18 protein-coding genes are annotated in these 24299 nt (G+C 53.4%); 15 read left to right on the top strand and 3 right to left on the bottom strand.

Annotation, left to right across the window (positions count from 1 at the left end; translation table 11 throughout):
• From HMPREF0577_RS06670 to HMPREF0577_RS06655, 4 genes are read left to right on the top strand one after another with little or no spacing between them, the layout of a single operon-like run.
• Entirely contained in the window at positions 1-1779 is a 1779-nt protein-coding gene (locus tag HMPREF0577_RS06670; protein ID WP_004013016.1) for an L-fucose isomerase, read from the top strand.
• Positions 1780-1797: 18 nt separating this feature from the next.
• On the top strand, positions 1798-3213 hold the full coding sequence (locus HMPREF0577_RS06665; protein WP_036342562.1) for a rhamnulokinase: 1416 nt from the start codon (positions 1798-1800) through the stop codon (positions 3211-3213).
• A gap of 53 nt (positions 3214-3266) precedes the next feature.
• Positions 3267-3920 carry a class II aldolase/adducin family protein gene (locus tag HMPREF0577_RS06660; protein WP_004013014.1) on the top strand — a complete coding sequence of 218 codons (654 nt, stop codon included), beginning with the start codon at positions 3267-3269 and terminating at the stop codon, positions 3918-3920.
• A 16-nt stretch (positions 3921-3936) separates the two neighbouring features.
• The gene (locus HMPREF0577_RS06655; protein ID WP_004013013.1) at positions 3937-4362 is read left to right on the top strand and encodes an RbsD/FucU family protein; all 426 of its coding nucleotides are present in this window, start codon (positions 3937-3939) and stop codon (positions 4360-4362) included.
• A gap of 145 nt (positions 4363-4507) precedes the next feature.
• On the opposite strand, the gene HMPREF0577_RS06650 is transcribed toward HMPREF0577_RS06655, so the two are convergent.
• Entirely contained in the window at positions 4508-6097 is a 1590-nt protein-coding gene (locus HMPREF0577_RS06650) for an alpha-amylase family glycosyl hydrolase (RefSeq protein WP_004013012.1), read from the bottom strand.
• Positions 6098-6449: 352 nt separating this feature from the next.
• Between HMPREF0577_RS06650 and HMPREF0577_RS06640 the strand changes: the two genes are divergently transcribed.
• The 11 genes from HMPREF0577_RS06640 (at position 6450) to HMPREF0577_RS06590 (ending at position 21960) form a co-directional block, all read left to right on the top strand.
• Positions 6450-7709, top strand: a complete 1260-nt coding sequence (locus HMPREF0577_RS06640; RefSeq protein ID WP_231282772.1) for an extracellular solute-binding protein — start codon at positions 6450-6452, stop codon at positions 7707-7709.
• A 111-nt stretch (positions 7710-7820) separates the two neighbouring features.
• Complete coding sequence (locus tag HMPREF0577_RS06635; protein WP_004013009.1) at positions 7821-9224, top strand: carbohydrate ABC transporter permease; 1404 nt, start codon at positions 7821-7823, stop codon at positions 9222-9224.
• The gene (locus HMPREF0577_RS06630) at positions 9221-10132 is read left to right on the top strand and encodes a sugar ABC transporter permease (protein ID WP_004014770.1); all 912 of its coding nucleotides are present in this window, start codon (positions 9221-9223) and stop codon (positions 10130-10132) included. The genes HMPREF0577_RS06635 and HMPREF0577_RS06630 overlap by 4 nt, the downstream gene beginning before the upstream one ends.
• Positions 10133-10936, top strand: a complete 804-nt coding sequence (locus HMPREF0577_RS06625) for a TraX family protein (protein ID WP_004013007.1) — start codon at positions 10133-10135, stop codon at positions 10934-10936. It begins immediately after the preceding gene.
• Between the two features lie 145 nt (positions 10937-11081).
• Complete coding sequence (locus HMPREF0577_RS06620) at positions 11082-12929, top strand: site-specific DNA-methyltransferase (RefSeq protein WP_248613738.1); 1848 nt, start codon at positions 11082-11084, stop codon at positions 12927-12929.
• A 3-nt stretch (positions 12930-12932) separates the two neighbouring features.
• Complete coding sequence (locus HMPREF0577_RS06615) at positions 12933-15905, top strand: type III restriction-modification system endonuclease (RefSeq protein WP_004013005.1); 2973 nt, start codon at positions 12933-12935, stop codon at positions 15903-15905.
• A 386-nt stretch (positions 15906-16291) separates the two neighbouring features.
• Positions 16292-17596 carry an ABC transporter substrate-binding protein gene (locus HMPREF0577_RS06610; protein ID WP_004013004.1) on the top strand — a complete coding sequence of 435 codons (1305 nt, stop codon included), beginning with the start codon at positions 16292-16294 and terminating at the stop codon, positions 17594-17596.
• 184 nt (positions 17597-17780) lie between these two features.
• Entirely contained in the window at positions 17781-18746 is a 966-nt protein-coding gene (locus HMPREF0577_RS06605; protein ID WP_004013003.1) for a carbohydrate ABC transporter permease, read from the top strand.
• Positions 18747-18772: 26 nt separating this feature from the next.
• A complete protein-coding gene (locus HMPREF0577_RS06600) occupies positions 18773-19636 on the top strand; it encodes a carbohydrate ABC transporter permease (RefSeq protein ID WP_050750053.1) in 864 nt (287 codons plus the stop codon).
• Positions 19637-20737: 1101 nt separating this feature from the next.
• The gene (locus HMPREF0577_RS06595) at positions 20738-21469 is read left to right on the top strand and encodes a hypothetical protein (protein WP_248613736.1); all 732 of its coding nucleotides are present in this window, start codon (positions 20738-20740) and stop codon (positions 21467-21469) included.
• The gene (locus HMPREF0577_RS06590; protein WP_004012999.1) at positions 21469-21960 is read left to right on the top strand and encodes a transcriptional regulator; all 492 of its coding nucleotides are present in this window, start codon (positions 21469-21471) and stop codon (positions 21958-21960) included. Before HMPREF0577_RS06595 ends, HMPREF0577_RS06590 begins: the two co-directional genes overlap by 1 nt.
• A 193-nt stretch (positions 21961-22153) precedes the next feature.
• Here the strand turns inward: HMPREF0577_RS06590 and HMPREF0577_RS06585 are convergent, their stop codons facing one another.
• Both HMPREF0577_RS06585 and HMPREF0577_RS06580 read right to left on the bottom strand, forming a co-directional pair.
• Positions 22154-23734, bottom strand: a complete 1581-nt coding sequence (locus HMPREF0577_RS06585) for an MFS transporter (RefSeq protein ID WP_004012998.1) — start codon at positions 23732-23734, stop codon at positions 22154-22156.
• Positions 23731-24297: a MarR family winged helix-turn-helix transcriptional regulator gene (locus HMPREF0577_RS06580; protein WP_004012997.1), complete on the bottom strand. Its 567-nt coding sequence runs from the start codon at positions 24295-24297 to the stop codon at positions 23731-23733. Before HMPREF0577_RS06580 ends, HMPREF0577_RS06585 begins: the two co-directional genes overlap by 4 nt.
• Positions 24298-24299 lie beyond the last annotated feature (2 nt).

Below are 24299 nucleotides of genomic sequence, written 5' to 3'. Positions count from 1 at the left end.
ATGAGTACGAAAAAACCGATAATCGCTATTCGGCCAATCATTGATGGGAGGCGGCGTGGCGTACGCGAGTCACTCGAAGAACAGACGATGCAGATGGCAAAGACCGCTGCGGCCTTGATTTCAGAGAACCTCAAGTACACTGACGGTACCCCCGTCCAGACCATCGTAGCCGACCGTACCATTGGTCGCGCCGGTGAATCCCAAAAGGTTCGCGAGCAGTTCTCGCCATTCAATGTTTGTGCAGAACTTACGGTAACCCCTTGTTGGGACTATGTGACCGAGGTTATCGACATGAATCCTGCTATTCAGCATGCGGTTTGGGGTCTTAACGCCACAGAACGTCCCGGTGCGGTCACTCTAGCGGCCGCTATGGCGGCCTATGCGCAGTTCGGTATCCCCGCTTTTGGCATCTACGGCGAACATGTCCAAGATGCTGACGACACCCGCGTTCCTGAAGAAGTTAGAGAGAAAATTTTGCGGTTCTGCCGTGCGGCCATTGCGGTTGGTGAAATGCGCAACCGGAACTACCTCCAGATTGGTTCGCAGTGTATGGGTATTGCCGGATCTATGGTCGACCGTCAGTTCATGCGCGATTACCTCGGGATGGGCGTTGAATCCGTTGACATGATTGAAATGGATCGTCGCATCACCCAGGGGATTTTTGACCCTGATGAGTACGCTAAAGCGCGTGCCTGGGTCAAAGATAAGCTCCATAAAGGCGAAGATATCGTCAATCACAAGCCAGAGTATGCGCTCAGCCCTGAGGAAACGGAGGCGCAGTGGGATTACGTAACCAAGATGGTTCTTATCGGGCGTGACTTGATGGAGGGTAACCCCAAACTGGCTGACCTAGGATTCCATGAAGAAGCCGCAGGGCACAACGCTATTGTGGCCGGCTTCCAAGGCCAGCGTCAATGGACCGACTACAAGCCGAATGGTGATTTGTTGGAAACCTTTGCCAACACCACCTTTGATTGGAATGGTCCGCGTGAACCCCTGACCCTCGCTACCGAAAACGACGTCTTAAATGGCATCACCATGTTGTTCAACCACCTGCTTACCAACCGTACCCAGATGTTCTCTGACGTGCGAACCTTCTGGTCGCCAGAGGCTGTAAAGCGAGTTACGGGCTGCGAGTTAGAAGGTAAAGCTGCTGCGGGATTCCTGGATTTGCGCAACTCTGGTGCCACCACCCTTGATGCCACTGGGGCTATGCAAGATGAAAACGGTAAGCCAGTGATGAAGGAGTGGTGGAAAGTAACTGAAAAGGATATTCAGGCAGCACTTGATGCCACCACCTTCCATCCTTCCAACAAGGAATACTTCCGGGGTGGCGGGTTTTCTACCCACTTTGTAACCAAAGGGGATATGCCGTTGACTATGGTGCGGATAAACCTAGTAGCACATAGCCTCCCGGTAATTCAGTTTGTCGAAGGGTGGAGTGTAGAGATTCCAGATAAAGCCCGTGAAATCATTGAAAACCGTACGGATCCAGCCTGGCCTACGACCTTCTTTACCCCCAGGTTGACCGGTAAGTACCCGTTTGATTCCACGTACAATGTCATGGATGCCTGGGGCGCCAACCATGGTGCCATCGGGTATGGCCATTTTGGAGCCGATTTGATTACGCTAGCGGCGATGCTGCGCATTCCGGTAATGATGCATAATCTCAGCGCTGGACAAATTTATCGACCTCGAAACTGGAATGTTTTCGGAACTGATAACTTAGAATCTGCTGATTATCGGGCGTGTGAAGCATACGGCGCTCTGTATCGATAATTTTTGGAGTTGGTTGTTGTGGATGTGCTCGCAATCGATATGGGTTCCTCTGCAATCCGTGCCTTTTTAGGGCATTGGAACACTGCGGAAAATGAACTGAGCCTGCAAGAAATTTACCGACAGCCCATCGAGGTGCAGGTGGACGCTGATAACCATCTGACATGGCCGGTGGCGCAGTTCGCCGAGATTGCAAAGAAATGTGCCGCAGTTGCGGCGCAAACTCTCGGCCATGCCCCGGACTCAGTTGGAGTGGACGGCTGGGGAGTTGACTTTGTCAAAATCTTTGCCTCTGGTGAATGTGAACCGCAGGCCGTGGCCTATCGAGATACGTGCGGTCACATCGGACAAGCAGCCTTAGACACAAAAATTACACGACGCCACCAGTACCGGTTTACCGGAGTGATGCCGCAAGACATTAATTCGGTAAACCGGTTAACTGGGGCGAACGCGGTGGGTAAAGCCCCGTACGCGGGCATTTTATTCCTCCAAGATATGATTACGCGTGTTCTGGCGACCGCTGACATTCCCGGCTGGGACGCTCCCGTGGCTTGCGCTCCCTGGGCTTCGCAGGGAGTAGCCTCTACATCGGCGATGATGGATGTCAACCGCTTTGAATGGAATACCGAGATTCTCAAGGCAGCGGGGATAGACCCCAAAATTCTGCTTCCTATCCACGGAGAGCCTTCATTACTAGTAAAACGTGGGCGAACCAATGTGGCTCTAAGTGGCTCCCATGATACGGCCTGTGCGGCCTACTGTATTGCCCCCAATGTAGGGGATATATTCGTATCTTGCGGGTCTTGGGCGGTGATTGGGGCAATAACGCCAAAACCCCTGACAACAGATGAAGCCTATGAAAAAGGTGTTACCAATGAGGCCGCTACCGGGGGGAGCAACCGCGCGGAGCTAAACCAGACTGGGCTGTGGCTATTACAAGAATGTCGTCGGCAATGGTCTAAAGAAGGTAAAGACGTGAGTTTTTCCCAGTTAGACAAACAATGTTGGGAAGCGAAATCTTTGGGGGTGTTCATTAATCCCTCAGATGCGGAGCTAATCTCTCCGGGCGAGATGCCGAGTCGGCTCCGGGCGAAACTGGAATCAGAGTTCGGTATTCTCGAATGCAGCGATGGACAACTGCTACGCACCATCAAAGAATCGCTAGCACATTCCATTGTCGCCGGAATAAATGACTTGCGACACTTGGTTAAAAGCGAGGGGGTTGTGCATATTACCGGGGGAGGTACTTACGACACTTTCTTGATGCAGGAAATCACAAATTTGTTGGGAGAGCCCGTCAGGCTTGCCAAGTGCGAGGCTTCCATCATTGGAAATATGTTGGCTCAGCTTCACGTGTTGGGGGTTCCCAAAGGGGCAACACAAAAATGGTTTGACACTAGCGACTATACCGAGGTGTTGCAACCTATTACGCTTTAAATGAAAATTTGCTTTAAAGTGGTATTTATGAACAAACAGAAAGGATTAATGTAATGGATAAAGAAGAGGAAGTAAAACGCCAAGAAGTATGCGAAATTGGTATGAAAGTGTGGCAGCGCGGATATGTTGCAGCCAATGACGGAAACATATCGGTACGACTGTCTGACAACACGGTACTATGTACCCCCACCGGAATTTCTAAAGGTGCTCTAATCCCGGAAATGATATGTAAAGTAAGGCTTGATGGTTCGGTTATCAGCGAAAATCCACCTTACAAGACCTCTTCCGAAGTAAAGGTACACCTACGGCTCTACCAAGAAGACTCTAAGGTAAATGCGGTTGTACACGCACACCCTATATACGCCACCGCCTTTGCTATCGGTGGAAAAGAATTGGTCAACAAACAGATGCCGGAAAATGTTCTAGCTATGCCGGTAATTCCAGTGGCGCCGTACGCAACCCCATCCACAATGCAACTTGCCGAAAACATTGCTCCGTTTGTTCATGGACATACCGGGTGTCTGATGGAAATGCACGGAGCTCTGTCTTGGGGTGGTTCATTACTAGCGGCCTACCAGAATATGGAACGATTAGAATACACGGCGCAGCTCACGTATCTTTGCGAGCAGCTCGGATTCAAGTCTCGGCAGCTTCCCGAAGATGAAATCCAAAAATTAATATCTATGCGTCCTCAATATGGGTTATAAATCGAAAGGTGCCTAAATGTTATACAAAATACCTCATATTCTTTCACCTGAATTGGTTAAAGTCATGATGGAAATGGGACATGGTGATGAAATCACGTTTGGGGATGCCAACTATCCCCAAAATGGCTCGACCCAAAAAGTTATCAGAGCCGATGGCCTGTTGATTCCAGATATTTTAGCCGGGGTTTTGGAGCTGCTGCCGCTAGATTTTTACAATGATTGGCAGTATGCCCTCATGAATACGGTCGAGGGTGATTCGCGTCCGGATGTTTGGGATACTTACGACAAAATTGTCAAAAATGCCGCACCCCAAGCCACCCTAAAGCTCTTCGAACGCTTCGACTTCTATGAACAAGCTCGCAAGTCACAGGTAACAGTATTAACAGGGGAAACTGCCCTTTATGGGAATATTATTCTGAGGAAAGGAGTGGTAGTCAACTAAAACAATTCACGCTCTTTCTTTTTCACAACGCTCCTTATTTCGAGTGGGTTACAGTGACCGGAGATGCCTAGGCAAGTTAATCTAAGACTTTCTGGGTGTCTCTGGTCACTTTTGGTTACTGTTCACTCTTGACACGAATCGAAGCTCATAAAATCACGAAGGATTGCGCCTCGAGGCGCAGCTCGCCATCGGTGACGTGTACTTCCCCGATAGTAAAGCGGGGTTCGTGTGCCTCGCCCGGCTCTAGGTGGAGCGTGGCTCCTTCTCGGCCGGGGTTTACCGCGACCATAAGCTTGTCGTCTCCTTGGCACCTCATGAACGCAAAGATTCGACCATCCCCACCCGGGCGTACCGCGAACCCCGCCCCGGCACGCAAAGCCGGCAAATCCTTACGCAACGCAATCAAGCGTTGCAAGGAGTGCCACAGAGAATCCGGATCGGCTTGCTCCAAGGCGACAGTGGGGGCATCGGGGCTAGAGTCAACCGGCAGATACAGCGTGCCGGGATCCGCCGTGGAGAATCCCAGATTCAAGGTTTCATCCCACTGCATCGGGGTGCGGGCGCCGGTGCGCACATAGCCGCCTTCCTTAGTAGGCAGCAGTTGGTGGCGCAACCCGATTTCATCGCCATAGTAGATAAACGGCACGCCCGGCAAAGTCAGAATCGTCGCCCAGGCCAAGTTTTGTTCGCGGGTGGTCAGACGCGGCGAAACCCGCAAGGTGTCATGGTTGCCAGTAATCAGACTGAAAAACGCCCCGGCGGCCTCGGCTGAGCGTAACTGGGGAACGTATTGATCCAAAAATCCGCGCACCGAGGTATCGGCATCGGAATTAAAGTAACTCACATCGCCTTCACGCAAGAGCGGGGTATCGGTGTTACGCAGCAAGATGTTGTAGCCATTGGGATTCCCGTCCCAGCGCCAATCCAGGTAAAAGTCCATGTCGAATCCGGCGGCGACAGCCTCGTGGGGTACCCCCCATTCCGCGACGAAGGCAGCCTCGGGGAATTCGGGGCGAATCTGGTCAAACATATAGTTCCAGGTTTCAATCGTTTTGGGTTTGCCTTCATCATCGTGTTTCACCAACGAGTTTGCCATGTCGACCCGGAAGCCGTCGGCACCCCTAGTGAGCCAAAACCGCATCACATCCACCATTGCGTCACAGGTTTTTCGCGCGGCCTCGCCCAAAACCGGATCTTGCCAGGGGTATTTCGGATGTGCCCAGCCATAGTTCAAGGCTGGCTGACATTTGAAGAAATTCAGAATATAGGTGCCGTCCCGCTCGGCCTCTCCGCCGATGAAGGGATATCCATCGCCCCCGGAAATCCAGGAATTTGTCCAGATATAGCGGTCGGAAAATTCGTTTGGGGTCGGCTGGGCACTGTTTTTAAACCAGGCGTGTTCCTCGGAAGTGTGCCCCGGCACCAAGTCCAGTAACACGCGAATCCCTCGGGAATGTGCCTCTCGGAACAGTTCCTCTAGGTCGGTATTGGTGCCGTAACGCGGTGCGACCAGACGATAGTCGCGCACGTCATAGCCCGCGTCTTTGAAAGGTGAATCGAACAGGGGATTGAGCCACAGACCGGTCACTCCCAGGTCAGCCAGGTAGTCTAGACGGGAGATAATCCCGGGAATGTCGCCAATCCCGTCGCCGTTGGAATCCTGGAAAGTTTGGGGGTAAATCTCGTAGAAAACTGCGTTGTCCAACCACTGGGGACGTGGATATTGGCCAGTCATTATGCTCCTTTTACGCTGGATTGTTGGGTGGCACCTCATGAAACGGAACCGTGACAAGTTTAGCGGAAGGTGGCAGCGGGCAGGGCAGATTTCGTCGGGTCGGCTTCATGAGGTGCTGGCCGAAATGACACCGATAGCGGAAGTTTCTCAGCTGGTAACTTTAAGGGAAGGTTACGAATAGGTAAAAATGCTTTAAAGTTTGCGAAATGGGCATTTTCAGTGCTTAAAAAGTGCTAACCTCAACAACGAAAAACGTTTCGCCAGACCTGAGGCTGTCAGACGAGGGGCATGGCGGCGCTCCTTGAGAATGGAGAGAAAAGCTCTCCACGTACCGAAAGGAAAAATAATGTTGATGACTTGGAAAAAAACCCTGGGTCTTGCTGCTGCGGCAGCTGTGGCGCTCAGCATGAGTGCTTGTGGTGGCTCCGGCGATGCCGCTAAGGGCGGCGCTGCGGCCAAGGGAGGCACCGAGAATGTTAATCTCTCCGTATGGTCTCCGCAAGAAGATCAAGGTGATGGCTCGTGGTTGGCTAAGATGGAGGAAGCCTTCGAAAAGGCTCACTCTGAATACAAGATTACCTGGAAGAACGACGTGGTATCCGAGGGCGACGCAGCCAAGAAGGTAAAGGAAGATGCCTCGGCTGCCGCCGATGTTTACATGTTCGCCAATGACCAGCTAGGCGCGCTGCAGGATGTGGGCGCTATCGGCGAGTTGGGCGAGAACGAAGCCAAACAGGTCAAGGAACAGAACGAAGAATCCATGGTGGCCTCTGTGACCGGTACTGACGGCAAGATTTACGGGGTGCCTTTCACTTCCAACACCTGGTTCATGTACTACAACTCCTCTAAGTTCAGCGCTGACGACGTGAAATCCCTGGACGCGATGCTGGCTAAGGGCAAGGTGTCCTTCCCGCTGGACAATGGCTGGTACATCCAGTCCTTCTTTACCAAGGGGGCGGGGCTGACCTTCTTCGGGGACAAGAGCGATGATGCCTCTAAGGGGATTACCTTCGCTGATGGTGACGAGGCGGCGACGGCTGTCACCAAGTACCTGGTCGGCTTGGCCAGCAACCCGAACTTCACGAACGATGCCGAGGGCTCCGGCTTGGGGGCTTTGAAGGCGGGAGACACCGACGCAATATTCTCGGGTACCTGGGATGCTGAAAACGTGAAGGAAGCCTTGGGTAGCAACTACGCGGCTGCTAAACTGCCGACCTTCAAGGTGAATGGCAAGGATGTGCAGATGGACGCTTTCGCTGGTTCCAAGGCTGTGGCTTACAATCCGAACGCCAAGAATGCTAAGGCGGCCGCTCAGTTCGCGGCTTTCCTCGGTTCCACCGAAGCGCAGAAGGCTCACTACGAGATGCGCGGGATTGTACCGACCGACAAGTCTTTGGCCAGTGTAATCAAAGCCGACGACCACGCAGCAAAGGCACAGATGGAAGTGATTTCCGGCACTTCCATCCTGCAGCCGACTATCTCCGCGATGGGTTCCTGGTGGGATCCGGCGGCCGCTTTCGGTAAGGGCTTGGTGAACAAGGAAATCACGGCCGATAACGCCGGAGCGAAACTGGCGGATTGGTCGAAGCAATTGGCCGAAATGAAGGGCTAAGACACGATTATCACTCGTAAGGCCGCTGGAAGGACAGCCTTCCTTCCAGCGGCCTTATCACAGAGCCGCAAGGCTCATTACCGGTCTTTTTGACGAAATGAGGAAACGCGAATGGATGCAACATTAACCTCAAAACGCGAAGCGAGACTTAGGAAGAAACTGGGGAAAGACTATGTTTCGCCTTCGCCCTACAGCTTGAAAGCAGCCTTCCAAGAGGGCGACGGTCTGACTAAGGCGTCAGCCGTGGTTTTCGGATTGGGTAATCTGGCACACCGGCAGATAGTTAAGGGCTTGCTGTTCCTGATCTTGGAAATCGGATTTTTTGTATTTTTATTCACCAACGGGCTGGGATTCTTAACTAAACTGCCGGGTCTGGGTGACCAAAAGCAGGGTAAAGTCCTGGTGGATGGATACTGGCAGTACACCGCAGGGGATAACTCGGTGGTTATCCTGCTTTACGGGGTGGCTACGATACTGATTATCTTGGCTTTTGTTGGTTTGTGGAATCTCTCGGTGCGTTCGGCCTATAAAGCACAAATGCTAGCGAAGACACACAACAGAGTTCCCTCCCTACGTGAAGATATTGCGCAAATGCTGGATGGTCGGGCTCATATTGGTTTCCTGTTCCTGCCCACCCTGGGAATCTTGACCTTCAGTGTGTTACCGCTGATTTTCATGATTTCTATGGCCTTCACTTCTTATGACCACAACAATCTGGTGCTGTTCGATTGGGTGGGGTTAAAGAATTTTGCGGCGATTTTCACTAACGCTACTGGCACCGTGAACCTGCGGATTTTCGGGTCGGTCTTGGTGTGGACTCTGGTGTGGGCGATTTTCGCGACCTTCCTGAACTTCTTTCTGGGAATGTTCATGGCGATGCTGATTAACCGCAAGACTACGCGCTTCAAGAACTTTTGGCGAGCCTGCTTCTCGATGTCGATTGCAGTGCCGCAATTCGTGTCTTTGCTGGTAATTAACCTAATGCTGCAGCCGCAAGGTGCTATCAACCGCTTGTTGCTGGACTGGGGTTGGATTAACGAGGCTTTGCCGTTCTTCACGAATGCCACCTGGGCGCGGGTCACCGTGATTATTGTGAACTTGTGGGTCGGGATTCCGTTCACGATTATGCAGATAACTGGTATTTTGCAAAACATCCCGGCCGACCAGTACGAGGCCGCCAAGATTGACGGTGCCAATAACTGGGTGATTTTCCGCAAGATTACCATGCCCTACATTATCTTCGTACTCACCCCTTATTTGATTACCACCTTTACCGGCAACGTCAATAACTTCAATGTTATCTATCTGCTCTCGGGCGGGGCACCGGTTCCGGTGGGGGATTCCGCCGGTAAGACAGACTTGCTGATTACCTGGCTGTACAAGTTGACCGTGGACAAGAATGACTACAACCTGGGTGCGGTTATCGGTATTATGACCTTCATCGTGCTGGCAGTCGTGTCCCTGATTACCTACCGGAGATCCGGTTCCTTCAAGAATGAGGAGGCCTTCCGATGAAAACAACGCAGAATATAGAAATGGCGCCTCATGCCGAATCAGCTCCCACCATCATGGGATCCTTGAGTAAACGGCGGATTATTGGGGACGTAGTTGTCCATACTTTCTTGGCGATTATGGCGGTTATCTGGCTGGTGCCCATTGCCTGGGTTTTGGCCGAGTCCTTCAACAAGGACACCGCGCCTTTCACCAAGACCTTCTTCCCGGCGGAGTTCTCGCTGGATAACTATGTGAAGCTCTTTACGGATCGAACGGTAATGGACTTCCCGCGTATGTATCTGAACACCTTCATCATCGCGTGTTTCACTTGCGTAATCTCGGTATTCTTCGTGCTGATGGTCGCCTATGTCATGAGTCGCATGCGGTTCCGGTTGCGTCGCACCTTCATGAGCGTGGTTTTGATTCTGGGCATGTTCCCCGGCATCATGGCGGTTTCCGCCATCTACTTCATTCTGAAGGCTATCGGTATGACGGGCGGCGGCACCACGATTCTGGCTCTGATTCTGGTGTATTCGGCCGGGTCAGGCGCGGGCTTTTATGTGATGAAAGGGTACATGGATACCATTCCCAGTTCCTTGGACGAGGCGGCTATCCTGGACGGTTGCACCCGCTCCCAGGTGTTTTGGAAGATTATCCTGCCGATTTGTAAGCCCATGATTGTGTTCCAGGCCATCACTAGCTTCCTGGGGCCGTGGCTTGACTTCGTAATGGCAAAGGTTATTGCCCGTACCCAGTCTGATTACACCGTGGCGTTGGGCTTGTGGCTGATGCTGGAAAAGGAATACATTCATAACTGGTTCGCCCGTTTCGCGGCCGGAGCAGTTTTGGTTTCTATTCCGATTGCCATCCTGTTCATCATCATGCAGCGCTTCTATCAAGAGTCCATGTCCGGCTCGGTCAAGGGCTAAATGAAGAATTCTACATCACGTACTGGGCGTCCAGAATCCGGGGGGGTAAACCCCAAGGATTTGGGGCGCCCAGCTCGTGGTCTCAGCGGGAAACGTCTGAAGATAATCGCCGGTATTATGCTGTTCTTCCAGGTGGCATCCACGGCGGTGGTGCCCGCCGCGACCGGCAAAGACTTCCAGGATATGACCACCCTGACCCTGGCAGTGATTTGTGAACTAGTGTCTTGGGCGGCCATCCCGATTTATGCGTGGCTGCTGGTAGAGGGATTTCGTAAAACCCAGGCTTTCGGCATGTATTTGGGCCGGCTCGGGGTGCTGGCTTTGCTTTGTGAAGTGCCCTATGACTTGGTCACTTTCGGACGACCTTGGGATTTTGGATCCCAAAACCCGGTGTGGGCCTTGGGCTTGGCTCTGATTGTCTTGCGCCTCATGAAACTGGGGCGGGAAAAGTACTGGGCAAGATCCACTGCGGGTGCGATTGCCTTGGAGGCGGTGGTCGCGCTGGCGGGGGTGCTGTGGGCGCTGCTATTGCGCCTGGGAACCCGCCAAGGCCTGATGCCCGTTGGAGCTATTTTGGTGGTAATGGTAGTGATTTTCTACCTGTTGGAGCTGCGGGAAAATACCATGATGATGCTGGCCGGTCTGGTGGGTGCCCTGGCCTTGGTGGCGCCGGCTATCGGCGTGGCTTTTCTGCATTATCGCAACGATACCAAGGGTTACGCTGACCCGCGCACCGGGTGGTGGCTCTATGCGATTTACCCCGTGGAGCTGCTGGTTGGCTCGGTTTTCGCCCTAATGCCGTGATAGTCGGCAATGCCGGGTAGATATAATGAGGGTGCTGCTGGTGGCTGCATAGAAGTGGCCGGGATGCGCCTAGCCTGGCAGCTGTAGCCAAAACCGAGAGGAAATAGGACAGATGAACCGTGAAGCCCGTGAGCATAACGAAGCTGTGAGGCCTAATAGCGCCGAAATAGAGCGGCTACGTCTGGCTTTCCCGGAATATTTCGATGCGCAGGATGCTTTTCGGCTCGACCGTTTCGAACAGATGCTTAAAAGTGAAGCTATCAATCTGAGTCGGGAAGGCTACGAGCTGCGGTTTTTGGGTAAAACCTATGCTAAATATCAGGCCGGTTTGGAAAGTGAAACCGTGATTGTGCCTGATATGGAACACAATGCGCAGCCTGAAAACCGAGAATCCGAGAACCTCTATATCGTGGGCGACAATCTTGATGCGTTGGGGCACCTGGTGAAATCCTATGCGGGGATGGTCAAGTGTATTTATATCGATCCGCCCTATAACACCGGGTCTGACGGGTTTGTGTACCAAGACGACTTTGGCTTTACCGCCCGCCAGCTGGTGGACAAAATTGGCATTAGTGAGGATGAAGCCAGACGTGTTTTGGATATGCGCGGCAAATCCTCCCACTCCGCGTGGCTGACCTTTATGTACCCGCGTCTTGCTCTCGCGAAAGAACTCTTGAGTGACGATGGAGTTATCTTTATCAGTATTGACGATAATGAACAGGCTAATCTGAAACTGCTGTGTGACGAAATTTTTGGGGAACAGAATTTTGTAGCCAGCTTTGTAATCGTGCGGTCAGAGGGGGGCGGTCTTGCTAAACAAGCTGTGATAGGTCATGATTATTTACCGACTTACGCAAAAAATATAGATAAATTCATTCCTCTGGGGCGTCCCAAGGATATTCGTGGCAAAATCATCAATAAAGACGGAGTCGACTATTGGATTGAAACAGATTGGTTACGAAAAGAATTTGGTAAATACGGTACATGCTATTATGAAGAAATAGTGCGGTACCTGGGTGTGGAAAAGAAGCGAGAAATCGATGCTGGAATCGAATCAGGAGACTACGTTTTAGTGCCGAAAGGGCAGTTCACAATCGTAGGCCGCTTGCGCCGCGTGGATACCGATACCTCCAAATTCTACACTGTTTTGAAGAGACTTGATGGTGAAGGCTACGCCAAGTACTTGAATAAGTTGGGGGTGGCTAACCTGTCATCATTGCAGCTAGATTCGTTTTTTTCATTCCCAAAACCGGTGGAGCTGGTCAAGTCTGTGGTACAGGGCTGCACTATCCTTTCCAAGAATGATTCTGACATTGTCCTGGATTTCTTTTCGGGTTCCTCCACGACAGCTGATGCGGTAATGCAACTGAATGCCGAAGATGGTGGGAACCGTCGTTACATTATGGTGCAGCTGCCCGAGATAATAAACCCGAAGGACAACCGGCATTCAAAGGCCGCCTACCAGGCGGGATATCGGACGATTGATGAAATTGGGCGGGAACGAATTAAGCGAGCCGCCGCGAAAATCAAAGTAGAAACCGGGGTTAACATCGACTACGGCTTCAAACTGTTTCGGCTCGAGACACCTGCCGCGAAAACTCTCGATGAACTCGATGAATTTACCCCCAATCCGGCCGAAGCCTTGGCGGGTGACTACGTATCTAAGTTCAACCTTGACGGGACTCCAGGTCGTGATGTTGTGCTCGCTACCTGGCTGAACCAAGATGGTTTCGGGCTGCTGGCTAAGCCCCAAAAACTGCTGCTTAAAGGCTATACATTGGATGTGTATGAGGACTCGGCCTATCTTATCGAGCCAGGTATTACCTCTGAGGATGTCCAGGAGCTGGTGCGCCTGCTGGAAACCAATGAGTTGCTGTTGAACCGAATCGTGGTGTTTCCTTACTCAGTGATTTTTTCGGTGATGCACGAGTTGAAGAAGAACCTGTCGGTGCTCAAGAGCGGCCAGAGTGTGGAAGTAATCGAGAGGTTTTAGCTGATGAAGATAAGGCTCCAAAACCTACCCCACCAGACTGCAGCCATCACCGCTTTGAGCCACGTGTTCCAAGACGTAGCGTTGGACAAAACCGGTTCGAGTGAAGCCAACCCGGTTATCGATATGAAAGGCTTGAAAATTGAGGAAAATATCTGGGATATCCAACACGGCAGTGTAGAAGGTGTACCGGCCATAGCTGAAGGACTGCACACCAAAGAGAGAGGCCTATACCTGGGTATCGACGTGCGAATGGAAACCGGTACCGGCAAAACCTATGTGTACACCAGAACCATGTTTGAGCTGCATAAACGCTATGGGTTTAATAAGTTTATTATCCTGGTGCCCTCCACGCCTATCAAAGAAGGAACCAGGAAGTTCATTGCCTCGGATTATGCCCGGGAACACTTTGCGGATATTTACGGTACCCAGACGCGTCTTGCGCTCGAAGTACTCGACCCCCAGAAACGCTCCAATGGGCGCAAAGTTTTCCCCACGGCAATCTCTTCTTTCGTCAGTGCTTCGCGGCTACAACGTAACCGTATCAACTGTTTGCTAATGACCGATGGGATGTTGCAGTCGAAGGCAACGATGGCCACCAACTACGACCAGGTTGTTTTGGGTGTTTCCTCGGTGCCTTACGATGCCTTGGCTGAAACTCGCCCCATTGTGTTGATAGATGAACCCCACCGTTTCCGTAAGGAAAACAAGGCTTGGGAAACTCTCATGGAACGCATCCGTCCGCAGGTGGTGATTCGCTTTGGAGCTACTTTCCCTCGCAGCGAGAAAACAGGTCGGATTGACTATAACAGCCTAATTTTCAACCTGGGCTCCATAGAAGCGTTTAACCGCCAGCTAGTCAAGGGTGTGGCGGTGCAATATCCTCAGGAGTCGACCGAAAAAACCGTGCGTTTGAAGTTAACACGTCTCTCTGCATCCAAACCCAAAACCGTCACCTTCAAGGATGAAGACACGCAGAAAAGTCACACCCTAAATCTGGGTGATTCTTTGGGGAGCATAGATGGCGATTTCGCTGGTATCACAGTGGAAGGCATTGGTAAGACGGAAAGCATCAACATCAAGTCGGGGATTACTCTGTCCAATGGCCAGATTTTGGCTCGGGGCGACACTATTACTTCTGGGGCATACTCGGATACCTACCAGGCTTTAATGCTAGAACGTGCCCTGGTCAACCATTTTGACACCGAGTGGGAAAACTTCAAACGTGGTCGCAAAATAAAAACACTGAGCCTGTTTTTCATCGACTCCATCGAGTCCTACCGTGGCAAAGACGGACATCCCGGGCATTTACGCCACAAATTTGAGCAGCTCCTCATGAAGCAAATCAAGCAACGCCTAGAGGAATACCAATCCAACCCTAGTCCCAAGGCGCAAGAATACGCCGATTATCTGCGCGCCTCCCTGGCGGACTTGCCGGCCACAAACGGCGGATATTTCTCGGCTGATAACGCCTCTACCGATGCCGCCATCCAGGCCGAAGTGGACGCAATCTTACGCGACAAAGAAGCGTTGCTGTCTTTCTGTAAACCCGATGGGGGGTGGAACACAATGCGTTTCATCTTCTCGAAGTGGACCCTGCGGGAAGGTTGGGACAATCCCAATGTGTTCCAAATTGTCAAGCTACGTTCCTCCGGTTCGGAAATCTCAAAGCTACAGGAGGTGGGACGCGGTCTGCGGCTCCCGGTAGACGAGTACGGCACCCGGATTGCCGATGAACAGTTCTATCTGATCTATCTGATTGACTTCACCGAGGCCGATTTCGCTAACAAGCTGATTCGGGAGATTAACGCCGAGGCGCCAAGCAATCCCCGCAATATTAACGCCATGCTGAAAAAGGTCGCGAAGCAGTATGGTCTGGACGAAACAGAGCTGTTTATCGAGCTGCTGCAAAAGAAACTGGTTGACACCGACAAGAATATTATCGAAGTCCGGGCGGCGGAGCTCTTTGCCAACTACCCAGAGTTCAACACGGGTCTTCATAGCGGCAAGGTAGTCGAAAAACCGATGCAAGTGCGAATCCGGAAAGAGAACTTTGCCAAGATTAGGCAGCTTTGGGAGCTGGTAAACCAGAAATACTACCTCCGTTTGGATGAACTGAGCGAGGCGGAATTTACAGCCTGTATAGACCATATTCTCGACCCCGGAGATGACATTTACACTCCACAACTGGGGGTGATTAGGCGCAACCGTATCCATAGTGACGCGACGGGAAACCTGGTTACCCAATCAGAGGCGATTGATACTTACCGAATCGAAGATACGCTGTCTTATGGTGAGTGGCTGAAGGCTGTCTACCAGCAGACATTCCTGCCAATCTCCGCAGTTCACGCTGGTTTAACGCGTCGAAACGCCACCAAGACGCTGCCCCAGGATTTCTTCTCTAAAGCTACCCTGTCAAGGTTCGTCGCTAAGTTCCATTCCTGGATGCAAGACAGTTTCGTCAGCCGCTTCTCTTACACCAGAATTGACGGTGTGCTCGGGGCGACAGCACTGACCGAAGCCAACGGGGAACCGCTTGAAAGCATCATCCAAGGAAACTTGGGAATACACCGGACGGAGCACTTCCAAGTTTCAGACAAGTATCTCTATGATGCTTTCGTTTATGATTCAGACCTGGAAAAAGCCAATATCAAAAACTCTGGGCTAAAGGAGGTCGAGGTTTTCGGCAAGATTCCACGTCGTTCCATCAAAGTTCCCCTGTATTTCGGGGGCACCACCAGTCCGGATTTCATGTATGTGCTGCGTACTCCTGAAGGTGCCTTGAGCTTGAATTTCATCGTGGAAACCAAGGATGTCAAAACCAGAAACGACCTGCGTGGGGTAGAGGTGCTCAAAATCAAAGCGGCTAAAAAATTCTTCGAGTTCATGCAACAGCAGGGAATCAGAGTACGCTTCGAACCACAGCTGAAACAAGACGACATCGTCGTAATGCTTCAGCAGCTACTGGCCGCACAGTGAGTGCGTACCTTTGGTTCAAGCTAACCGCGCAGCGACGGTGTTTCTCCAGGTTGGGTTCATGATGTCGGTCGCCTAGCTGACGGGGCAAGATTTCGCGGATATAACCGACTCGACTTTGGCTGTGATTTTTGTGGAAATTTCCTAAAGGTAACCATTCCGACATTGCGATTTTATATTCAATAGCCTTTGCAAAATGAACACAAAATTCACGTGACTTTCATGTAGGTGATGAACTATGAAGTAAAATTTTGGTTTTTTTCAAAAAAGCTGCATGAAGCTAACACTTCGGAGCATTTATGATAGATAATAGTCGCAGCTGGTTTCCTCTGGCGCGGCTGGTTCCTACCGGCTGGAAAGACAACGATGTTTAATGGATTGGAGTTTCAATGCGAAAATTATTTGCAGCTGCCGGTGCCGTAGCACTGGCTTTGACTATGACCGCGTGCGGTTCTTCAGGAGGTTCCGGGGATGCGGGTAAGGCTTCCGGCGACTCTGGCGCTGACGGAGCTAAAGAAGTCGGTGTAACCACCTGGTGGTCGGCCGGTTCAGAAAAAGACGGCTTTGAGGCTTTGTCCAAGGTGTTCAAAGAGCAGCACCCGGATATTACCCTGAAAAATCTGGCGACTTCCGGTGGTGGCGGCACTAACGCCAAACAAAAACTGGCTGCTGACCTGGCCGCCAAAAACCCGCCGGACACCTACCAGTCCCACGCGGGGGCGGAACTTTCAGCGGATATCGCCTCGGGCTATGTCGAGGATGTTTCCTCGCTCTACGACGAGTTCAAACTGCGTGAAGCCTTCCCGAAATCCCTGATTGACCGTCTGACGGTGGACGGCAAGATTTACTCGGTGCCCTCTAATATTCACCGCGCGAATGTGGTGTGGGCTAACCCGAAGGTTATGGAAAAGGCCGGCCTCGACCCCAAGAATCCCCCCAAAGACATCAAAGGCTGGATTGCTGACATGGAGAAACTCAAGGGTGCCGGGGTGAAATTCCCCATCACCGTGGGTGACACCTGGACTCAGCTAGAACTGCTGGAAACCGTGCTGATTTCCGACCTGGGGGTGGACAAGTACAACGGGCTCATGGACGGCAAAACCGACTGGGCTGGTGCGGACGTAAAGGCGGCACTCGAAGATTACGCCAAGATTATTTCCTACACCGACCCCTCTCTTTACACCGAGGACTGGGAGCCGGCCATGAAACCGATTCTGGAAGGCAAGAGCGCCTATAACGTGATGGGCGACTGGGCGCCGCCAGCCTTCGAGCACGCCAATATGGAATGGGGCAAGGACTACGTAACCTTCCCGGTTCCGGGTAACGAAGGCGTGTTTGACTTCCTGGCGGATTCCTTCACCATGCCGGTAGGCGCGAAGCATCCCGAGGGCACCAAGGCTTGGTTGCAAACGATTTCTTCGGTGGAAGGCCAGATTGCTTTCAACAAGGCCAAGGGCTCTATTCCATCTCGTTCGGATTTGACCCCGGAACAGATTAAAGAGTTCTCCGGATACCAGCAGTCCGCCATGGAATCTTTCGGTAAGGACACCATAGTGTCCTCCATCGCCCACGGGGCGGCGTTGCCACTGAAAGCCACCGAAGCCATGAAAGCAGCTTTGGGCAAGTTCATGGCAGCCAAAGACGTTGATGCCTTGCAAAAGGACTTCGTGGCTGCCGTAAAGAGCGCCGTGTAATTCCCCTTCCAAGGGTTTGTTTCGGGGGTCGGGTCGACTTCATGAGGAGCCACTCGACCCCCGGGTAAGCCCCTCATGGGACGCACCTTCCTAAAACAGGGGATTTGGGCTTTTAAAAATAAAACAAGCAGTGGAAAACAGCCGGGATGGTAACCCGCAAAATCTGCCTTGAATTGAGGATAATATGTCAGACAATCAAGCCGCTGTGAGCAAAGTAGCCGCAGCATCTAAGCCGAGAAAGGCTCGCAGTTCAAACGGTATCAAACAGTGGGGACCGGGACTGTTGCTGGTGTCACCTTCGCTGATACTGGTGGCGATTTTTGTTTACGGACTGCTGGGAACCAACGTTATTACCTCGATGCAGGATAATCACACCCCGCCGCAAGTCTCGGGGAAGGCACCCGTGCACTTTATCGGTTTTGAAAACTTCAGCACGCTGTTCGCCGACAAAGACTTCCAACATTCCTTGGTGAACCTGTTAATGTTCACGGTGATGTTCCTGGTAGGAACCCTGGTGTTGGGCTTCCTGTGGGCCTGGATTTTAGAGAAACCCATGAAAGGCGAGGGCTTCTTTCGCTCGGTATTCCTGTTTCCGATGGCCGTGTCCTTCATTGCCTCGGGCGTGGTGTGGCGCTGGCTGCTGAACTCGGCCACCGGGGATAATGCCTCGGGGCTGAACCGCTTGTTTGAAATGACAGGGTTGAAAGCCTTGGAAAACCAGTGGATATCTGATGTTCGCTTCGGTATTCTAGCCATTGGTATTCCTGCGGTGTGGCAGCTTTCTGGTTACGTAATGGCACTGTTCCTGGCCGGTTTTCGCGGCATTCCCGACGACCTGCGTGAGGCTGCCCGCATGGATGGAGCGAATGAATGGCAACTTTACCGCCACATTATTTTCCCGCAACTTGCCCCCGTGGCCTTGTCGGCTGTCATCATCATCGGACACATGTCGCTCAAATCCTTCGACTTGATTATGGCGATTGCCTCGCAGACTTTCTATCAAACCAAGGTTCCCGCCATTGATATGTATAACTTTATGACGGTGTCCGACCATTCCAATGCTGCCGCCGTGGGGACGGTGCTGCTGGTGATTGTGGCGTGCCTGGTCGTGCCCTACCTGATTCGCGACGCAAAGGAGTCGGCACGATGACCAACACCGCAGTTAAGGAAAAGACCATGAAGAAAACGAAGCCTCAAACCCGAGTGCCAGGTAAAACCGGCACCACGATAGGGAAAACCGTGCGCTACGTGCTGTTGATTTTGTTCTTGGCCGCCGTGCTGATGCCGGTTTATGTCCTGGTTGTTACCTCTTTCAAAGGCGCGAGTGATGCGGATCCCTCCCGTACCTGGTTCTTGCCTACCGAGTGGAACACCGATAACTGGGCTCGCGCCTGGGAGGCGTTAAAAGGCGGTTTGCTGAACTCGCTGCTGATGGTGATTCCGTCCTCGATTATCTCGGCCATGCTGGGCTCGGCCAATGGTTTTGTGCTGTCCCGCTGGCGTTTCCCCGGGGCAAATGTGGTCTTTACCCTGATTCTGTTCGGAATGTTCATTCCCTACCAGGCAGTGATGATTCCCCTGATGAAAATCGTGGTGTCATCCAATATTGGTTTCGGGATTCACCTGCTGATTTTCTTGCACATTGTCTATGGCATCCCGATTACCACCCTGATTTTCCGCAACTACTACGAGTCGATTCCGAAAGATTTAATAGAGGCCGCCCGGATTGACGGAGCCGGGATGCTGCGCACCTACTTCTCGGTAGTGTTGCCAATTTCGATTCCTTCCTTTGTGGTAGTGCTAATCTGGCAGTTCACAGCCGCATGGAATGACTATCTCTTTGCCCTTTTCTTTGGGGGCGGAGCCCAAAACGGCCCGGTTACCTTGGCTCTAAACGAACTGGCACACGGGTCGATTATGGCCGACTATGGCGGTTCCATGGCGGGTGCCTTGATTGCTTCCGTGCCGACATTGCTGGTCTATATTGCGCTGGGGAAGTACTTTGTGGGCGGCATGATGGCCGGTTCAGTCAAAGGCTAGCCTTCACTTTCCGTCGTTTTCCGTGGCGTTTTTCGCCGCGCCAGGTTTCGCTGCGTATTTTTGTTTCGGTTTCATGAGGTGCTTGCCTTTGTTTTACGCTGCTGCGCCGGCGCTGCTTTGCTGCATTTCTTGGGGTTTTTCTGGTGGGACGGGTTTGACCTGGGGGGATTGTGGGTTTTTCGGGTTGAGCCGGGAGCCTGAGGGAACTTGTACCCTAAATTTTTGGCAAGAAGTGTGTAGTAATGTTGCCCAGCGGGATATTCCCGCAGGCAGCTTTATGCTGCCCTATATTTAGACCCGAAAGGAAATGTAAATGAAACACGAACTTAGAAAATCGCGGGGGGTGGGGCAGCCTAAATAGACTGGGCATAGCCACGCTCTCCGGCCTGCTCATAGTAGGCCTCACCCCCACCTTCGCCAACGTGGTTTTCGCAAGTGAACCGACTATTAACAACTCCGATAAGACTGTTCCGGTGAAGGTATAGTACAAAGCGACCACCCCTGCTACAGTTGCGGGAGAACTGAAAACCACAGCTGATGTAGGAATTGCAATCGAAGCTTATACCAGGAACTCCAACTGTCCTGAGCTCGAATTCATCACGGGAGGAGGTTTCCCCTCAACTTTGCTCCGCAAAGTCTCACCTCTCAGTCTCGCTGCGCTGCGCACCTCGCGGCACCACCTTCGCTAGCGGTGGCGCGCGTCCGGGGCGGGACGGCGTAGGGCGATTCATGGTTTCCGTAATTTCTCTTAGCGGCTTTGCCGCTTAGAGAAATCGGACAAACCATAGCTAGCCCGGCCGTCCCACCCCAGAGCGCCACCGCGACAACAAGCGCGAGAACTGCCGCAGCGACAGTAGGCGGCGCCACCGCGACGGCAAGCCTAAGCGGTAAAAAAGGCAACTAAATCAATCGGGGTGCCAGGCTCAGCCTGGCACCCCGATTGATTTAGAGTAACGCGCGGTATCCGGGTATCCGGCATAAACCTATAAACATGAGTTGCTTGCCAAAGTGGCAACCAAGCTGTTATGCTTGCCATGTTGGCAACTAACTTAGGGAGTGAGCCGGCAAAGTTGATGGCACCTCATGAAAGGCGACGAACCAATGAGTGACGAAGCGAACGATGCAAGTAAAGAGCCTGGCGCGGGGATGACCATTCCGGGTGCTACCCCCAAAGCTGCAAGAGGTGAGGCCAATCCAGTCGAGACAACCCCAACAGCGGCAGATTCAGCCCAGACAGACCCGGCCGATTTAGCACTCGCTGCCACGAAACCGAGCCCCGAGGAAGCCGCGCAGCTGCTAGAACTTGTCGACCGGACGGCCGACCGGGTGTTGACTCTGCAACGTTTCCCACGCTGGTGGCTGACGCTATACATGCTGTTGCCGGCCGCGATTCAGTCGTTTCCCCTGCTGCTGGAAAACGAGTGGGTCTATGTCGCAACCGTGGCCGGGGGAATACTGGGCACGTATGCGCTGTTGACGTTGATGTGGCCCAAACTGATACGCACCGGACTGGGGCAAGACGAACGCCTGCGCTTGCAATTCCTGTTCTTGCTGCCCCTCGCGGTCGGGGGCACTGCCACGGCCAATATCCTGTGGGAAAGTAAAGGCGATTCCCCGTGGCTGCTGGCGAGTATCGTGTTTGTGGCGGTGGCGGTGGTTTTGGGATTTTATGCCCAGGTTGTCTTGCATTGGTACCGGGTGCGGGTGCTGGCCAGGGCTTTTGACTTCACCGAGTCGGAGGAAATCTGGGATTCGGCGCGCGAAGAGGTTCGTCGGCGCATCGCTGCGGTCAAGGCCGCTGAAAAGGCTAAACGCCGGGGGAGTGTTCGGTGATGAATGGTACTTCCGGGGTTGGTGGGGTACGGCGGATTCATGAGGTGCCGCCCGTCGATCCGGGCAAAACGCCCGAATCTGCGACTCGTGAAAAAGGGGTTGTGCAGCAGGAACCCGCCTCGCCCCCCGAAATAGCACCTCATGAAACCGTAAAACCCGCCCGGCGGAACAAACCTGGCGCGGCTCGGCAGGCGGAGGCTACCCCGGCCAAGTTTGATGAACTGATTCATTCCCCGAACCGGCTGCGGATTATGGCGACACTCGCGGCGGTGTCGGAAATCGACTTTGCCACGCTGGAGGAAAACGTGGAAATCACCACGCAACTCATGAGCAAACAGTTGAAACTGCTGGCCGAGGCGGGTTACCTGGCGATGGAAAAACGCCCCGAAGTGGTCGGACGCCCGCGCACCTGGGTGGCACTGACCCCGGCGGGGCGGCGCGCCTATGCCGGGCACGTCAATGCCTTGCGCGAGATTACCCGGCGGTTCTGACTGTGGTTCCGACTACTCTAAAGCCACTCTAACATTCGATGTTAGAGTAGCTGTCCGGGGTTTTCCTTGGAATTTCAAGGAGTTTTCGGTACTCTAATAGCTGCTTTAACGTACTCTAACAATGTTAGAGTACGTTAAAGCAGCTTCCTTGGGGTGTATATCTCTAAAAAGATGCTTGCCAAAGGCACCCCGGTCATCTTTCCACGGGTTCATGAGTCGCCAATCGGGATTTAGACGGCAGCGCAGCTAACAAGCCCATGCCCAGAACTGAAACCAGGGTATAGAACCCGAACATACGCGCAAAACCCAGGGATAGCCCCTCATGAAACAGGGAAAACCAACCCGCGCCGCTGGGCGAGGCATCCGACCCGTCGGCAGTCACGCCGGTGGCCAAGAAACCCACCAGCAGCGCCGGCGCCAAAGTAGTCGCAATCGAGCGTACCAAGGACAGTGTGGCCTGGCCGGAATTCGCGTCGCGCGCCGGCACCAAGTGCAATACCAAATAACTCAGCGGTGCCCCCATCAAAAACCCCATGCCGAGTCCCATCAAGGCCAAGGCCACCAAGGTCGAGGCCAGCCCGGGGAATGGGGTCGCCCAAAACACCAGCAATACCCCGGATCCGGCCGAAATCACCAGCCCCATGCCCAACACGAAACGCGGTCCAAACCTGTCCGTCAAGCGTCCCGACAGCGGTGCTCCCACTGCCGAAGCGAGCCCGACCAACACGGTGGGGAAACCGCCCGCGCCCCGGGGCAAACCCAAGGTGAACTCGGAAAACTGGGGGATGAACATTATGGTCATCATTAAAGTCCCGGCAATCCCCCCAACCAGCAAAGTCGTCAAAACTGGCAGGGTGGCGAAGTATTTGAAGTTAATAATCGGGTCGCCCCCGCGCCGCTGCAGCCGGGTTTCGCGCCACCAAAACACGGGTGCCAACACTGCGCAGCTCGCCAAAGCCAAAAACACATTCGGCTGGCGCGCCGTGCCCAGGAAATCCCCGAAATCCAGGTGCTGAAATCCCCACAGCAGCGCGATTATCATCACCACCAGCACCGCAATTCCCACTAAATCCAGCCGTCGCGTGTCGCGCGCACCTCCTCGAGGCAACACCCACGCACCCAGTCCAATCACGACCACGGCCACCGGCAGGTTGATATAGAAAATCCACTGCCAGTTCCCCGCCCCGGCCACCGCCAGCACCAGGGAACCCGCCCCGGCACCCAGCACCGAGGTCACCCCGTAAACCATGCCGACCAGCCCCAGGGCGCGACCCTGCTTCGCGGGTGGCACCACAGTGGTCACTGCCGCCGTCGCCACTGGCATAATCCCGCCCCCGCCCAGGGCTTGCACCACGCGCGAGGCCAGCAGCATCCCGTAAGACTCGAAGGTCTGGGACAGGCCACATCCCAGCGAACCGACCGCGAACAGACCAATTGCCGCCAGAAATACCGGTTTTGTGCCCCATAAATCCGCGAGTTTCCCGATTGCCGGAATCCCGGCAGCGTAGGCCAGGGTGTAAATCGTGAACACCCACACGCTGACTTGGTCGCCCACCCCCAGGCTTTCTTGGATGACGGTGCGTGCGGGGTTCACAATCGCGGTGTCCAGCGCGCCCATCCCGATTCCCGCCAGGTAGAGCGCCAAAATCAGTTTCCAGTGTCGCGGGGGAGTGAAAGTCGCGTTGGTCGCGTTGGTCGCGTTGGTTGTGTCGGTTGTGTCGGTTGTGTCGGCTGTATGAGGTGCCATCTGGGTATCAAGCGTTGCGCTTTTCATCGCGAGCCTCCCTGGTGCCAAGTTTGCAAGGCATCGGCCAGTTCCCCGAGCATCTCGGTGAATAGCTGTACTTCCCGGGGTCGACGCCCGGCAAACAGTTCCCCCATACTCTCGGATAGGGGCGTGGTGAAATAGTGGCCAACATCTGCGGCATTCTTACCCAAACCCAACAGAGTGCGCCGCCGGTCGGCCGGGTCGGAGTGGCGTTGCAGCAGCCCCTGTTCCACCAGCCGCTCGACTTGGTAGGACGCGGCCGCGCGGGTGATGTGCAGGGACATCGCGAGGTTGGAGGGGGTCAGCGGCTTGTCTTCCAGTTCCGCTTGCCACACCAGCAGCACGGCCTCGCCGTCTTTGCCATGCAGACCCAGCCGCGATGTGTAGCTGTTAATCAAGGCACTGGAGGAGAAAATCAGGCGGTGCAGTTCGAAGACTATGCGATGTCGCGCGGCATCCGGGGCAGCCTCGCTGGCAGTATCCCGCGCGGTCTTAGCGCTGGTCGCGAAGTCAGCTACGACGTTGCTGTCCGGGTCGTGGTTTCTGTTTTGGTAGGATGTTCCACTCATGT

The organism is Mobiluncus mulieris ATCC 35243, assembly GCF_000160615.1.
GTDB lineage: Bacteria > Actinomycetota > Actinomycetes > Actinomycetales > Actinomycetaceae > Mobiluncus > Mobiluncus mulieris.
Note: the sequence above shows the minus strand (reverse complement) of the source record. Positions and strands in the feature narration are given on the sequence as shown.